This is a genomic window from Pseudomonas sp. NBRC 111127, from assembly GCF_001320345.1.
GTDB classification, from domain to species: domain Bacteria; phylum Pseudomonadota; class Gammaproteobacteria; order Pseudomonadales; family Pseudomonadaceae; genus Aquipseudomonas; species Aquipseudomonas juntendi.
Genome location: NZ_BCBD01000068.1, coordinates 1 through 14,650, shown reverse-complemented (window position 1 = coordinate 14,650; position 14,650 = coordinate 1). Strand labels below are relative to the sequence as shown.

7 protein-coding genes are annotated in these 14,650 nt (G+C 65.6%); 4 read left to right on the top strand and 3 right to left on the bottom strand.

What is annotated here, in order from left to right:
- Window positions 1-130: 130 nt before the first annotated feature.
- The gene (locus APH30_RS14240; RefSeq protein ID WP_054912903.1) at window positions 131-6,469 is read right to left on the bottom strand and encodes a non-ribosomal peptide synthetase; all 6,339 of its coding nucleotides are present in this window, start codon (window positions 6,467-6,469) and stop codon (window positions 131-133) included.
- Between the two features lie 417 nt (window positions 6,470-6,886).
- Between APH30_RS14240 and APH30_RS14235 the strand changes: the two genes are divergently transcribed.
- From APH30_RS14235 to APH30_RS14225, 3 genes are all read left to right on the top strand, one after another.
- Window positions 6,887-7,666, top strand: coding sequence for a helix-turn-helix transcriptional regulator (locus tag APH30_RS14235; protein ID WP_054912902.1), 780 nt, complete (start codon window positions 6,887-6,889; stop codon window positions 7,664-7,666).
- 15 nt (window positions 7,667-7,681) lie between these two features.
- Window positions 7,682-9,073 carry an efflux transporter outer membrane subunit gene (locus tag APH30_RS14230; protein ID WP_054912901.1) on the top strand — a complete coding sequence of 464 codons (1,392 nt, stop codon included), beginning with the start codon at window positions 7,682-7,684 and terminating at the stop codon, window positions 9,071-9,073.
- 128 nt (window positions 9,074-9,201) lie between these two features.
- A complete protein-coding gene (locus tag APH30_RS14225; protein ID WP_054912900.1) occupies window positions 9,202-11,331 on the top strand; it encodes a TonB-dependent siderophore receptor in 2,130 nt (709 codons plus the stop codon).
- Window positions 11,332-11,362: 31 nt separating this feature from the next.
- Here the strand turns inward: APH30_RS14225 and APH30_RS14220 are convergent, their stop codons facing one another.
- Together APH30_RS14220 and APH30_RS14215 are read right to left on the bottom strand one after the other, a co-directional pair.
- Window positions 11,363-11,884, bottom strand: a complete 522-nt coding sequence (locus APH30_RS14220; RefSeq protein ID WP_054912899.1) for an acyloxyacyl hydrolase — start codon at window positions 11,882-11,884, stop codon at window positions 11,363-11,365.
- 235 nt (window positions 11,885-12,119) lie between these two features.
- Window positions 12,120-12,989, bottom strand: a complete 870-nt coding sequence (locus APH30_RS14215; RefSeq protein WP_029885443.1) for a LysR family transcriptional regulator — start codon at window positions 12,987-12,989, stop codon at window positions 12,120-12,122.
- A 107-nt stretch (window positions 12,990-13,096) separates the two neighbouring features.
- On the opposite strand from APH30_RS14215, the gene APH30_RS14210 reads away from it, so the two are divergent.
- A complete protein-coding gene (locus tag APH30_RS14210; protein WP_054904725.1) occupies window positions 13,097-14,482 on the top strand; it encodes an aldehyde dehydrogenase family protein in 1,386 nt (461 codons plus the stop codon).
- Window positions 14,483-14,650: the final 168 nt, after the last annotated feature.

Below are 14,650 nucleotides of genomic sequence, written 5' to 3'. Positions count from 1 at the left end.
GACCGGGCGGTCTGACATGGAGAGTGGGGACAATTCAAGCCTGCGCGGTGCATGGCACCGCCCTGGGCTGATGGCAGGAAGGGTGAAGCAGCCCTGCGCGATGCAAGGCTGCGTTCATGGCAAGCGCCGGTCAGAGGCGCCGGCGCTTGCCCAGGCCAGGGATGGTGGTTTGTGGCACCACCACGGCAAGCTGCTCGCGCTGGGTGCTGGCCGCCAGCCCCGCCAATGTCGGCTGGCTGAACAAGGTTCTGGCGTCCACATGCAACCCGGCCTGGCGCATGCGCGCCACCAGGCTGACCGCCAGCAGCGAATGCCCGCCCAACTCGAAGAAGTTGTCGTCGCGGCCCACCTGTTCGATCTTCAGCACCTCGGTCCAGATCGCGGCCAGCGCTGTTTCCAGTTCGCCCTGCGGGGCCTGGTATGCACGGCTGATTACGGCCTCGGCATCCGGCGCCGGCAGCGCGCTGCGGTCCACTTTGCCATTGCGGCTCAGTGGCAACGCCGCCAGGCGCACGAAGGCCTGCGGCACCATGTATTCGGGCATGCGCGCCAGCAGGTGGCTGCGCAGTGCCTCCAGCGCCGGCGCCGGCTGGCCATCGTTGCAGGTGAAGTACGCCACCAGGCGCTCTTCCCGCATCAGGACCACCGCCTGCCCCACCGCCGGGTAGGCGGCCAGCAACGCTTCGATTTCCCCCAGTTCAACGCGCAAACCCCGCAACTTGACCTGGAAGTCGTTGCGCCCCACGAAGTCCAGTTCGCCGTCGGCGCGGTAGCGCACCAGGTCGCCAGTACGGTACAGGCGGTCGCCTTCGACGAACGGGCTGGCAATGAAACGCTCGGCCTGCAAGTGCGGCAAACCCAGGTAACCGCGCGCTACGCCGACACCGCCGATGTGCAACTGGCCCACCGCCCCCAGGGGCACCGGCCGGTCGTGCGCGTCCAGCACATACAGCCGGGTGTTGCTGATCGGCCGACCAATCGGCGGCGCCTGCGTGGGCAAGGGTTGCTGCGCTTGCAAGGTCCACGCGGTGCTGTCCACCGTCGCCTCGGTGGGGCCGTAGACATTGTGCAGGCGCACGCCGGGCAAGCGTTGCCGCACACTGTGCACCAGCGCCAGGGTCAGCTCGCCGCCGCCGCAGAAAATATCGGTCAGGCTGGTGCAGCGCTCCACGCCCGGCTGCTCGAGGAACTGATGCAGCAGGGCCGGTACGAACTTGACGACGCTGACCTGCCGGGCCTGAATCAGCTGCACCATGTACGCCGGGTCACGGTGGCCGTCCGGCCGCGCCAGGACCAGGCGCAGGCCGGCAGTCAAGGGCCAGAACAGCTCCCACACCGAGCCATCGAATGTGCACGGCGCCCGTTGCAACAGCGCATCCCCAGGGCGCGGCGGGCAGATTTGCGACCCCCAGTGCATCAGGTTGCACAGCCCACGGTGCTCCACCATGACCCCCTTGGGGGTGCCCGTGGACCCCGAGGTGTACATCACATAGGCCAGTTTTGACGGCCCCAGCCCCTCGACCTGCGGGTTATCGGCCGGGTTGGCCTGCCAGCTGTGCGCGTCCAGGTCGAGCCAGCGACAGGCCAGGCCGGCGAACAGGCCCTGGGTAGCCCCGTGCACCAGCACCAGGGTTGGCGTGCAGTCCTGCAACATGAAGCGCAGGCGTTCCTGCGGGTAGCCGGGGTCCAGCGGCACATAGGCACCGCCGGCCTTGAGCACGCCAAGCAAGGCCACCATTAGCGAAATGCCGCGCTCCACGCACACAGCCACCCGGCTGTCCGGGCCGACCCCTTGGGCAATCAACTGGTGCGCCAGGCGGTTGGCCTGGGCATTCAGCGTTTGGTAGTCCAGGCTCTCGTCGCCCGCCTGCAGGGCGATGGCCTGTGGCGTGCGCCGTACCTGGGCCTCGAATAACGCAGGCAGGGTCTGCCAGGTTGGGCTGTGCGGGTCTTCGGTGCGGTTCAAGCCCTGCAACAAACGCTGCAACTCGTTGTGTGGCACTGCACACAGGGCCTGCAGGCCCTCAGTGCTGCCGCGGGCAAGCGCATCGGCCAATTGCTGCAGGGCGTTGAGCACGAAGTCCATGACCCGTTGCGCCCCGATCGCACGCGGCGCACGCACGGCCAGTTGCAGCGTATCTGCCTGCTCATCCACGGTCAGCACCAGCCCGTGGCTTTCGACCTCGCTGGCCTCGACCAGCGCTACACCGGGCAGCACCTGGCCGAACGGGAGGCTGCCCTGGCGGTAATTCACCAGGCTGTCGAACAGTGCGCTGCCTGCGGGCAGGCCGCTGCAACGCTGGGCCAGGATCAGCGGCGCATCCTCATGCGCCAGCAAGGCGGCCAGCCCGGCATGGGTTTCACGCAGCGCCTGGCCGGGTGCACGTTGGGCTAGCGGGACACGCAACGGCAGGCTGTTGATGAACATGCCCATCGCGCTGCCGGCACCGGGGCCGGCCATGCTGCGCCCCAGCAGTACGGTGCCCAGCACCACCTCGTCACGCCCGCCGAGGTGGCCCAGCACCTGTGCCCACGCCAGGTGCAGCAGGCTGGCCAGGCTGGCGCCCTGGTGCCGTGCCTGCTGGCGTAACGCGGCAACCTGTTCGCCGGCCAGGCGATGGTCGCAGCGCTCCAACTGCTGCTCATCGACTGGCGCCCCGCCATAACCGGGGATCGGTGCTTGCGGTTCGATACCGGCCAGTTGCGCGCTGAAGAAGGCAGCGTGACCGGCCTGGCGCTCGGCCTGGGTGCTGGCGGCGACATAGTCGCGGTAAGCCACGGGCGTGGCCAGGCCCTCGCCCTGCCCGGCCATGCAGGCTGCCAGCTCACCCAGCAGCACCTGCAGCGATACCGCATCGTTGACCAGGTGATGGAAGCGCAACAAGCCCAGCCAACGGCCCTGGTCGGTATCCTCGCTGCACACCAGCGCCATCATCGGCGCCCGGCGCAGGTCCAGGGGCTGGCGTTGCGGGTCGAAGTGGCTACGCAACTGCGCAGCGGGGCCGTGCCACTGCTCGACCGGCAGGCGCGCCTGGCGCCAGACCACCTGCTGCGGGTGCTCCAGGCCTTCCCAGCACAGGCTGGTGCGCAGAATATCGTGGCGCTCGATCACCTGCTGCAGGGCAGCGGCAAAGGCTTGCAGTTGTGCATGGCTGGCGAAGGCGAACAACGCTTGCTGTTGGTAGGGGTCGCGGGCGTCGGCAACATGGTGGTAAAGCAGCCCCTGCTGCAGAGGGGCCAGTGGGTAGATTTCCTGCACATTGGCGGCCCCACCGGGCACCGTGGCCACGATGCGATCGATGGCAGCCTGGTCCAGTTCGGTGAGTGCCAGCATGCCCGGGGTAATGCGCTGGCAACCCGGCGGTACCTGGTTGCCCGGCAGTACTGGCTGTTCGACCCGAGTCACGCTGGCAGCCAGGCTGGCCAGGGTCGATTGCCCGAACAGCACCTGCACGTCCGCCTGCCAGCCCTGCTGGCGCATGCGTTCGATCAATTGTACGGCCAACAGTGAATGGCCACCGAGTTCGAAGAAGTGGTCCTGGCGCCCTACCCGTTCAACCTGCAGCAACTCGCCCCACAGCTGCGCCAGCTGGTGTTCGACTGCGCCTTGCGGCGCTTCATGTTCGCGGCGCACCTGGCTGTTTTCGTCGGCGTGCGGCAACGCCCGGCGGTCGAGCTTGCCATTGGCGGTCAGCGGCCAGCGCTCAAGGCGCACGAAGGCCCCCGGCAACAAGGCGACCGGCAGCCGTTCACGCAGGTGCTCATGCAACGCCCGCGGCGTCACCGGCAGGTCGGCGATGAACCAGGCTTGCAGCTGGCCATCGCGCAACATGACCACGCTTTCGCGCACGGCCGCATGGCGGGTGAGCGCGGCCTCGATCTCAGCCAATTCAACCCGCACCCCACGGACCTTGACCTGGTCGTCGTTGCGCCCGAGGTACTCCAGCGTGCCGTCGGGTAGCCAACGCACCAGGTCCCCGGTGCGGTACAGGCGGGCGCCCGGCTCGCGGCTGAACGGGTCGGCAACAAAGCGCTCGGCTGTCATCTGCGGGCGGTTCAGGTAGCCACGGGCTACCCCCTGGCCGCCCACATACAGCTCGCCCGCGGCACCGGGCGGCAGCAACTGGCGCTGAGCATCGAGCACATAGAGCCGGGTATTGGCCACCGGCCCGCCGATATGCAGCGGCCTGCCCGCCAGTACTTCGCCCGAGGTGGCCACCACCGTGGTTTCGGTGGGGCCGTAATTGTTGACCACGCGGTAGCGCTGCTCGCGGGCCAGGCGGCGCAGGCGGTCGCCGCCGACCAGCAGGGTGTGCAAGGTGGGGTGCAGCTCGCCCTGGGCAAAGGCATGCTCGGCCACAGGGGTGGGCAGAAAGCTGACGTCCAGCGGCTGCGCGCGCCACCAGGCGAGCAAGGCGTCGATGTCTTCGGCCCCGTCGCGCACCGGTGCCAGGTGCAAGGTCGCGCCGCTGCACAGCGCCGGCCAGATCTCCCAGGCCATGGCATCGAAGCCGAAACCTGCCAGGCTCGATTGCTGCCGCCCAGGGCCGAGGTCGAAGCTGCTGCAGTGCCAGTCGACCAGGTTGGCCAGCATGCGCTGCTCGACCATTACCCCTTTGGGCAAGCCCGTAGAGCCGGAGGTATAGATGACATAGGCAAGGTCTGTGGGCGCTTGTGCGGCGAACTCGAACGCCCCGGCGGGCGCTGCGGCCCAGTCGAAGCGGTCCAGTTCGATTTGCGCCAGGGTGTGGGCCGGCAGCCGATCCACCAGCCGGGACAGGGTCAGCAGCACCTCCGGGGCGCTGTCCTGAAGCAGATAGGCAAGCCGCTCACGGGGGTGCGCAGGGTCTATGGGCACATAGGCAGCGCCGGCCTTGAGCACGGCCAGCAACCCTACCAGGGTATCCAGCCCGCGCTGTGCGATCAGCGCAACCCGGCGTTCGGGCCCAACGCCCAGGCCCGCCAAGTGCTGCGCCAGCAGTTCGGCGCGCCGCTCCAGTTCGCCATAGGTCAGCGCCTGGTCATGGAAGCGCGCCGCCACTGCGGCCGGCCGGGCCTTGGCCTGGGCCTGGATGCGCTGCTGAATCAGGCCCGCAGCCCCCACTGGCATTTGCGTGGCATTCCACCGCTCGAGCGCAGCGTGCTCAGGCGCGGTAAGCAGGTCGAAGTCGCCGGCTGTCGCCTGCGGCTGTTGCAGCCCTTGCTCCAGCACGTGGAGCAGGCGCTGCGCCAGGGCCTGGGCTTCATCGTCGGTAAACCAGGCGCGGTTGTGCACCACGTGCAGCATGGCTGCGTCGCTGTGGCTGTTGCAGCGCAGGTGGACACTCAGTGGCGTGGGTTCGTGGCCGTTGCAGATCATCACCGTATGACCAGGCGCGTCGGTGATTTGCAGTGCGTTGCTGTCGTCCTCGAACGAGACCATCAGTTCGAACAGCTGCGGCCGTTCTTCGCGCAGTGCGCCAAGGCTGCGGTTGAGTTCACTGAGGGCGAAGCGCTGATGGCGAAAATCCTGCTTGAGCGCATCGCGGATGCCCTGCACCAGCGTGGCGAACGAGCACTCGCGGGCAAAACCCAGGCGCAGCGCGCTGACCTGGGTGAACAACCCCAGGGTGGCCTTGAAGCGCGCGTTGCCGCGGTTGCGCACCGGCAGCCCGACCACCCACTCGTCGCGCTGCCAGGTGCGCGTCACGCAGACGTGCAAGGCGGCCAGCAGCACGTGCAGCGGCGAGGCTTGCAGGTCGGCAGCGCAGCGGCGCATGCGCGCGAGCAGTTCGCGGTCGAACGGCTGGCGCTGCGCGCCACTGGGCGTGGCGGTTGCCGCGCTCGCGCGTTCGCGCGGGGCCAGCAGGGCATCGGGCAACTGCTGGTACTTGGCCAGCCAGTAGTCGCGATCGCGGGTTTGCCGCGCGGATGCCTGGTACTGGGCGTCGTCCTCGATGAAGGCTGTGTAGGACGCCGCCCCGTGCGGCAGGGGCAGGCCTTGCTGCAACAGGCGGTAATGGTCTGCGAGCTGCTTGAACCACTGGTCCACACCCCAGCCATCGAGGATCAGATGGTGGGCTTGCAGCGCCAGCAGGTAACGCTGTTCGCCTATGCGGATCAAGGTGGCCGCCCATAGCGGGCTGGCGGCATCCAGCTGATAAGGGGTGCGCATTTGCGCCTCGAGCAAGCCTGATGCAGCTGCGAAAGGCTCGCTGGCCTGGCGCAGGTCATGCCGGCCCAGGGTGACCGCCATGTGCATGGCGAAGTACTGGCGGGCAAGCCCGCCCTGTGTGACCAGCACCGTTCGCAGGCCATCGTGCTCAGCCACCAGGTGCTGCAGCGCCTGCTGCAGCAGCCCGGCATCCACATTCCCATGCAACTCGACGTACGCCCCGATGTTGTACAGCGGTGAGTCGCCATGGCTGATCTGGTCCAGCCAGATGTCACGCTGGGCGATGGTCAGGGCGAAAGTGTCTGGGGCAGGCATGATTCGGCAGGTCCTTCTGGTTGATCATCCGCGCATTCAAGCACCGCTGCCGACAGCTGTATGGCCTGCCAAACCCGGACAATCGGGGCGCGCGGGCGGGCTGCTGAAAAACGTGTAGGACATTGGCCATAGCCGACCACCCACGATGGCCTACGGCAGCGTCTACGCGCTGCGATCAGGGCGCATTCGCCGTGGTTCTGGCGTCAAATACCCGGCAAATCAGCCTTCGGCACACGCGCCGCGTGGTGCGGCCGCCACCCAAGGCAGCCATTTGGTGGCATTTTCTGTCCCGGTTTTCCATTACAGACGCCAGCCTGCCAGCGGGCTTGAATACGCCCACCCCACCCTACTTCCACCCTGGAGCACTGGCCCGCCAAACCACCTGCTGCAATACCCTGAACCAAGGACGACAAGGAAATGATGCTGACCGACAGCCGCGACTACCGCCCCGACCCACAGCTTTACCTGCAATTGGGGGAATTGATCGCCAGCACCGGCGCCGCAGGCTTTGCAGACCAGATGTTGGGCCTGGTGGCAGCACAGGTGCCTGTTCACCGGCTCGAACTCAGCGAATGGACGCTTGACCCGCAGCGGGCGAATGTCAGCCATATCAAGCTGCTGGGCAGTGCTGGGCTGCAACCCGCCGCCGCTGGCGAAAACCAGCACCAACCGCTGCTGCAGCGCATCATGCAGATGAAGGACCCACTGCTGATCGAGTTCAAGGCCCCGCCTGGCGCCTTGCACCCGCGCCAGAGTGCCCATCAGTGCCACCTGGTGTCGTGCAATGGCCGCAAGCGCTGGGTGATCAGCTTTCATCGCCTGCCGTGCCAGCGCGCCTTCGCCCTGAGTGAATTGTCCCAGCTCAAGTGCTTGTCCGACACCCTGCTGCCCTTGGTCGAGCACCACGGTCAACTGCTTGAACAGGGCGCCACGCGCGCCGCAGGGGCCGGCCTGGGCGAGCTTGAAGCAGGTTCGCTGCGCCAGGCGTTCGGTGAACGGCTGGTGCACGAGGCCGTGCGCCTGTCGACCCGTGAACAGGAGGTATGCCTGGGGCTGCTTACTGGCGGTACCGTGCCAGAGATGGCCCAGCGGTTGAATGTGAAGAACAGCTCGGTGGAAACCTACCTCAAGCGTGCCACGGCCAAACTAGGGGTCAGCGGCCGCCACGGCCTGGCGAAATGGATGGCCGGTGCCTGACTGCGAGAACCTGCAATGCCCCGACATGTGTTGACCTTGTTTGCCGCGCTGTTGTGCGGCTGTTCACTTGCCCCTGCTTACCACCGCCCCGCCCCTGCGGTACCCGCGCAGTTTCCGCAAGGGCCCGCCTATACCGCCGATACGCCACCGCCGGTCGAAGCCGGGCAGCAGGTATTCCGCGACCCGGTGCTGCGCCAGTTGATCGAGGCCGCCCTGGCCAACAACCGCGACCTGCGCACCGCCGCACTCAACGTCGCGGCTGCGCAGGCACAATACCGCGTGCAGCGCGCCGAACGGCTACCCCAGGTGGCGGCTGATGGCCACGGCCAGCGTCAGTACCTGCCCAGGGGCATGACCGGTACCGGCAAAGGCATGATCAGTTCCAGCTACGCGGCCACGCTGGGGCTGAGCGCCTACGAAATCGACCTGTTCGGCCGGGTGCGCAGCCTCAGCGACCAGGCATTGCTGAACTACCTGGCCAGTGACCAGGCACGGCGCAGTAGCCGCCTGAGCCTGGTGGCGAGCGTTGCCAGTGTGTACCTGACCTGGCAGGCCGACCAGGCGCTGCTGACCCTGGCCAACGAAACCCTGGCCACTGACCAGCGCAGCCTGCGCCTGGCCCGTAACCAGCGCCGGGCGGGCACGCTGTCGGCACTGGATGAGGTGCAGGCGCGCACCCGCGTGGACAGCACCCGGGCGGCAGTGGCGCGTTACCGGCGGCTGGTCGCGCAAGACCTCAACCAGCTGACGCTGCTGGTGGGTGCCCCGGTTGCTGCGAAGGGGGTCGCACAGCCCCTGGCGGCCGAGCAGATTGCCAGGCTGCCGGCCGGTTTACCGTCTGACTTGCTGCAGCGGCGCCCCGACATACGCCAGGCCGAGTACCAGTTGCGCGCCGCCAACGCCAATATCGGTGCTGCGCGGGCGGCGTTCTTTCCCAGCATCAGCCTCACCGCCAATGCCGGCAGCACCAGCCCCCAACTCAGTGGCCTGTTCGATGCAGGTTCGGGGACCTGGCTGTTCCAACCGCAGATCAACCTGCCGATCTTTACCGCAGGCAGCCTGCGCGCCAGCCTGGATTACGCGCGCCTGCAGAAGGATATTCAGGTGGCGCAGTACCAGCGAGCCGTCCAGCGCGCATTCCAGGAAGTTGCCGATGGCCTGGCCGCGCGGGCGACCTACCAGCGCCAACTGCAGGCACAACGCGACCTGGTCGCGGCCAGCCAACGCTATTACGACCTGGCCGAGCACCGTTACCGCATTGGCGTGGACAGCAGCCTCACCTTCCTGGACGCGCAGCGCGCGTTGTTCAGTGCCCAGCAAGGGCTGATCAACGACCGCCTGGCGCAGTTGCTGGCAGAGGTGAACCTGTTTGCGGCACTGGGTGGCGGGTGGAATGACCAGGATTGAACGCCGGCCCAGGCGTGCAGCGCATCTGGCACACGCGTGCGATTTAAAATTAATGCATTTGATAATGATTCGTAGTAATTTCGCGGCGCAAATTTCTCCCAGCGCCCTACTTCAGGATCGTCCAGTCGATGCGTCGCACGTTCGTTTCGCTTTGTGTGCTTCATGCTGTCTCCCCAATGGCCCTCGCCGAGCCCGAACCGCTCAGCGACCCGGCCCAGATCGAACTTCAGGCCCTGAGCATCACTGGCACAGCCGACAGCGAACGGGCTGATGGCCCAGTGCTCGGCTACAAGGCCAACCGTTCCGCCAGTGCCACCCGCACCGACACCGCGCTGCACGAAACACCGCAGTCGGTCAGCGTGGTGCCCAAGGCGGTGCTGCAAGACACCGGTGCCACGCGCCTGCAAGACGGCCTGGACTATGCCGGTGGCGTCGGCCGGGCCAACAACTTCGGTGGCCAGGGCCTTACCACCTTCACCGTGCGCGGCTTTACCACCGGCGAGTTTTACCGTAACGGTTTCCCGATCAACCGTGGTTACCCAAACGCACCAGACGCCAATACCGTCGAGCGGCTGGAGGTGATCCGCGGCCCGGCCAGCAGCCTGTACGGCCGTGGCGACCCCGGCGGCACCTTCAACGTGGTCAGCAAGCAGCCGCTATCAGAACCCAAGGTCACCCTGGGCAGCCAGTTCGACGACCAGGGCATGCACCGCGCTACCCTCGACGCCGCCGGCCCGCTGAACCAGGACGGCTCGCTGGCCTACCGCCTGAACCTGCTTGGCGAGGGCGGCGACAGTTTCCGTGATGATGTGCAAAGCGAGCGTTATGACGTGGCGCCAGTGCTCAGCTGGCAGGTCAACGACACGACCAAGGTCGTGTTCGAAGGCGACTTCATGCGCAACAACCACCCGCTGGACCGCGGCCTGACCCGCTACGCCACCCAGCGTGGCAGCGCCTCGCGTGACACCTATATCTGGGAAAAAGGCAGCGATAACCTGCTGCACAACGACAACAACATGGCGCAGGTACGTTTCGAGCACCAACTCAATGACAACTGGACGCTGGCGGGCGGGTTCCAGTTCCTCGATGGCTCGCTCAAGGGCAATGCGGTCGAAGCCAACGGCGCGCCGCTGGATGGGCGAACGCTGGAGCGTAACTTCAACTACCGCAAGCTGGAGTGGACCGATCGCGACTGGCAGCTGAACCTGACCGGCTACTTCGACACCGGCGGCTTCAGCCACACCTTGCTGACGGGGGTGGAGTACGAGAACTACGACTACAACTCGATCATCCAGCGGTCCTCTGCGGTGGCGGGCACCTACCCCATCGACATCTACGACCCGGTGCTTGGCCAGCCACGGCCGGCGCTGACCCGCACCACGACCTGGGACAAGGAAAACCTGCAGACCTGGGCCTTCTTCATCCAGGACCAGGTGGCCCTGACCGAGCGATTGAAGGCTTTGGCAGGGGTACGCTTCGAGCGCTTCGAGCATGACTACGACAACAAGCTGGACAATGCCGGTGATTTCAGCAAAGGCGAAAACGGTGCTACGCCCCGGATTGGCCTGGTCTATGACCTCACCGACACGGTCGCCGTCTACGCCAACACCGCGCGCTCTTTCAAACCCAACACGGGAACCCCGGCCAACGGTGGGGGCTTCGACCCGGAAAAGGGCAAGTCCTACGAACTGGGCGTGAAATGGGAAGCGCTCGACCGCCAGCTGAGTGTCGACGCAGCGGTCTACCACATCGTCAAGGAAAACGTGTTGACCCGCGACCCGGTGGACCCGAACTACAGCGTGGCGGCCGGCGAAGTGCGCAGCCGGGGGCTGGATATCAACGTTGCTGGCAATGTCACCCCCGAGTGGCGCGTCATTGGCGGCTACGCCTATGTGGATGCCGAAGTGACCAAGGACAACCGCCTGCCAACCGGCACGCGACTGGCCAATATCCCGCGCAACAGTTTCAGCCTGCTCAACACCTATGAGTTCCAGGACGGTGTCGCCAAGGGGCTTGGCTTGGGGCTTGGGGTGAAATACGTGGATGACCGCAACGGCCAGACCGAGGCCACCACCTACACCATGGAGCAATACACGGTGGTTGATCTGCTGACTTTCTACCAGGTCAACGACCATATACGCCTGAACCTGGATGTGAAGAACCTGTTCAACAAGGCGTATGACGAAGGCGCATTCAACCTGTATGCCTACCCGGGTGCGCCGCGTACGGTACAGGCTGGCGTTGCGTACACCTTCTGAACGGCTGGGGCTGCATAAGCAGCCCTACCTGTCAGAAACCTTTGCTGTAGAACAGCGAATACGACTCGATGCCATCGTTGGGCTGCTTGATCCCGGCGTTGGAATAATGGATCGCACGCAGCCCGACCTTCTGCTCCCCTGGCAGTTTCAGGCCAAGGCCGATACGGTCCTCGAAGTTGAACGACGAACCCAGGCGCTGGTCGCCCACATCGGTCTTGGAGAACGCGGCCAGGCCGATGCCCGCTTCGATGTACGGGGTGTAGGTGAAACCGCTGAATTCATAGGTGAACACCGGGCTGAACGACAGCGAATGGGCGCCACTGGCGTCGCCGCCCTCCCAGTAGGTGTAGCCGGCGTCCCAGTAACCGCTGACATAGCCGATGTCGCTTTGCAGCCACTTCTTGTCCCAGTCGAACGACATACCAATGCGGTAGGTCATGTCGCCCTGGCTGGTAACGCCCACGGCGCCGGACACCTGCGCGGCCTGGGCCGTGCCAGCGCCGGCAAGTGCCAGCACGGCAACGGCCAGCGATGCTGCGAGACGGGTTTTCATCTACGACTCTCCTGATGGTCTACACGGCAAGCGGGGGCTGAAGCCCCTCGATTAAGCGGTGACCGGTTCATCCCGACCGGTCACACGAGGTAATATTTTTCTGATTATTGTCCAGATAATCCGAAAGTTGGAAGTAAATTGCCATTATTGCTCATACACCGTTGCGGTGTGAGGCGCTACCACACCGCGAGCGCCGTACAGACGTGCGGACTAGACGTAGATTAGTAGTTGTAAATCATTGGTTTGCGTTCTTTTCTTCAAGCAGTTTCACGAACATGCTCAAGCTGCGTGATACCGTGCCACGTCGCCACACCAGCCAGGTTTTCAGGTAGCGGAAGTCTTCCGACATGGGCCAGGCACTGACCGTGCTGCAGCCCGGCATGTTGTCGAGCATGCTGCGCGGCAGCATGGCCAGGCCGGCCCCGGCGCTGACGCAGGCGAGCATGCCGTGGTACGACTCCATTTCATGGATCTTGCCGGGAACCGCCTGGTCCTGGACGAACCAGTTTTCGAAGTGATGCCGGTACGAACAGTTGGCCCGGAACGCGTAGATGTTTTCACCGTTGACGTCCTGGGCGCGGGTCACCGGGGCATGATTGAGCGGTGCGATGACCATCATCTCTTCCTCGAACACCGGGATGCCCTCCAGCGTGGGGTGCAACACCGGGCCATCGACGAACGCAGCCACCAGGCGGCCAGACAACACCCCCTCGAGCATGGTCCCTGAAGGGCCGGTGGACAGGTCCAGGTCCACCTTGGGGTAGCGCTGGTTGTAGGCCGCCAGCAAGGCCGGGATGCGCACGGCTGCGGTGCTTTCCAGCGAGCCCAGGGCGAAGGTGCCCTGCGGGTCTTCACCGGCCACGGTCAGGCGGGCCTCGTGCACCAGGTCGAGAATGCGCCGGGTGTATTCCAGGAAGTTCCAACCCGCGGGTGACAGGCGCAAGCGGCTTTTCTCGCGGATGAACAGTTCCACACCCAGGTCCTCTTCCAACTGCTTGATGCGCGTGGTCAGGTTGGAAGGCACCCGATGGATATGCTGCGCGGCAGCGCTGATGCTGCCCTGCTCCGCCACGGCCTTGAAGATCTCCAGTTGCACCAGGTCCACAGCCCTTCTCCAAACGTGAATGTTTCGCTCATTATTATTCAGTTTTCATTAAAGCCATAGCCCACTAGTCTGGCTCCACTGTTCAATAACGACGAGAGTGCCCTGCCATGAGTGCGATCAGCAGCCTGACCCACGCCATCTCCCTCGACCCGTACACCGGCGAGCAGATCGGCGCCTACCCGTTCGACACCGACGCCGCACTGGAAGCGGCGCTGCAGCGTGCCAAGGCCGGCTACCGCCAGTGGCGCCAAGTGTCGCTGGGTCAGCGCAGCGAGTACCTGCTCGCCTTGGCCAGCACCCTTGAAGCCAAGGCCGAGGCCTTCGCGCAGATGATCAGCCGTGAAATCGGCAAGCCCATCGCCCAGGCCCGCGGCGAAGTCGCCAAGTGCGTTGGCCTGTGCCGCTGGTATGCCGAGCATGGCCCCGCGATGCTGGCCGCCGAGCCTACCCAGGTCGAAAAGGCCCGCATCGAATACCGCCCGCTGGGCCCTATCCTGGCGGTGATGCCTTGGAACTTCCCGGTCTGGCAGGTACTGCGCGGCGCCGTGCCGGCGATCCTGGCCGGCAATACCTACGTGCTCAAGCACGCGCCGAACGTAATGGGCAGCGCCTACCTGCTGGGCGAACTGTTCAAGGATGCCGGCCTGCCGCAAGGCGTTTTCGAAGTGCTGAACGTGACCCCGGAGGGCGTCACCCGCGCCATCAACGACCCGCGCATTGCCGCGGTGACCCTGACCGGTAGCGTGCGTGCCGGCATGGCGATCGGTGCCCAGGCCGGTGCCGCACTGAAAAAATGCGTGCTCGAACTCGGCGGTTCCGACCCGTTCATCGTACTGGCTGACGCCGACCTGGACGCCGCCGTCCAGGCAGCCGTCATCGGTCGCTACCAGAACACCGGCCAGGTCTGCGCAGCGGCCAAGCGCATGATCGTGGAAGCAAGCATTGCCGACGCGTTCACCCGCAAGTTCGTCGAGGCAACCCGGCAGCTGAACATGGGCAACCCGCTGCAGGACGACACCTACATCGGCCCCATGGCCCGCTACGACCTGCGCGACGAGCTGGATGGCCAGGTACAGGCGACGCTGGCCGAGGGTGCCACCCTGCTGCTGGGCGGCCACAAGGTCGAAGGCGTTGCCAACTTCTATGCCCCGACCGTGTTCGCCAATGTGACCCCGGACATGACAGCATTCAAGCAAGAGCTGTTCGGCCCGGTGGCGGCGATCATCACGGCCCGTGACGCCGAGCATGCCGTGGAGCTGGCCAACGACAGCGAATTCGGCCTGGCGGCGACCATCTACACCGCCGACTATGCGCTGGCCGAGCGCATGACTGCCGCGTTGGATACCGGTGGCGTGTTCATCAATGGTTACTGCGCATCCGACCCCCGCGTGGCGTTCGGCGGCGTGAAGAAAAGCGGCTTCGGGCGCGAGCTGTCGCACTTTGGTGTGCGGGAGTTCACCAATGCCCAGACCGTGTGGCTGGACCGTAACTGAGTCCAGTGAAGCAGGGGCTGCATTGCAGCCTCTGCCAACCTCAATCGCGCACCTGGTCCTTGACCCAATCCAGCATCCCCCCCGGCACGATCAGCTCATGCCGCGCTCGCGAACAGGCGGTGTACAAGCCTGCCAGCAGGCGCGCCCGTTCATTGCGGTTACCGGCCA

Bases quoted from the DNA above. Each gene is read 5' to 3' on its own strand.
- APH30_RS14225 (WP_054912900.1), top strand. From the start codon at position 9,202: ATGCGTCGCACGTTCGTTTCGCTTTGTGTGCTTCATGCTGTCTCCCCA.
- APH30_RS14210 (WP_054904725.1), top strand. From the start codon at position 13,097: ATGAGTGCGATCAGCAGCCTGACCCACGCCATCTCCCTCGACCCGTAC.
- APH30_RS14230 (WP_054912901.1), top strand. From the start codon at position 7,682: ATGCCCCGACATGTGTTGACCTTGTTTGCCGCGCTGTTGTGCGGCTGT.
- APH30_RS14220 (WP_054912899.1), bottom strand. From the start codon at position 11,884: ATGAAAACCCGTCTCGCAGCATCGCTGGCCGTTGCCGTGCTGGCACTT.
- APH30_RS14235 (WP_054912902.1), top strand. From the start codon at position 6,887: ATGATGCTGACCGACAGCCGCGACTACCGCCCCGACCCACAGCTTTAC.
- APH30_RS14240 (WP_054912903.1), bottom strand. From the start codon at position 6,469: ATGCCTGCCCCAGACACTTTCGCCCTGACCATCGCCCAGCGTGACATC.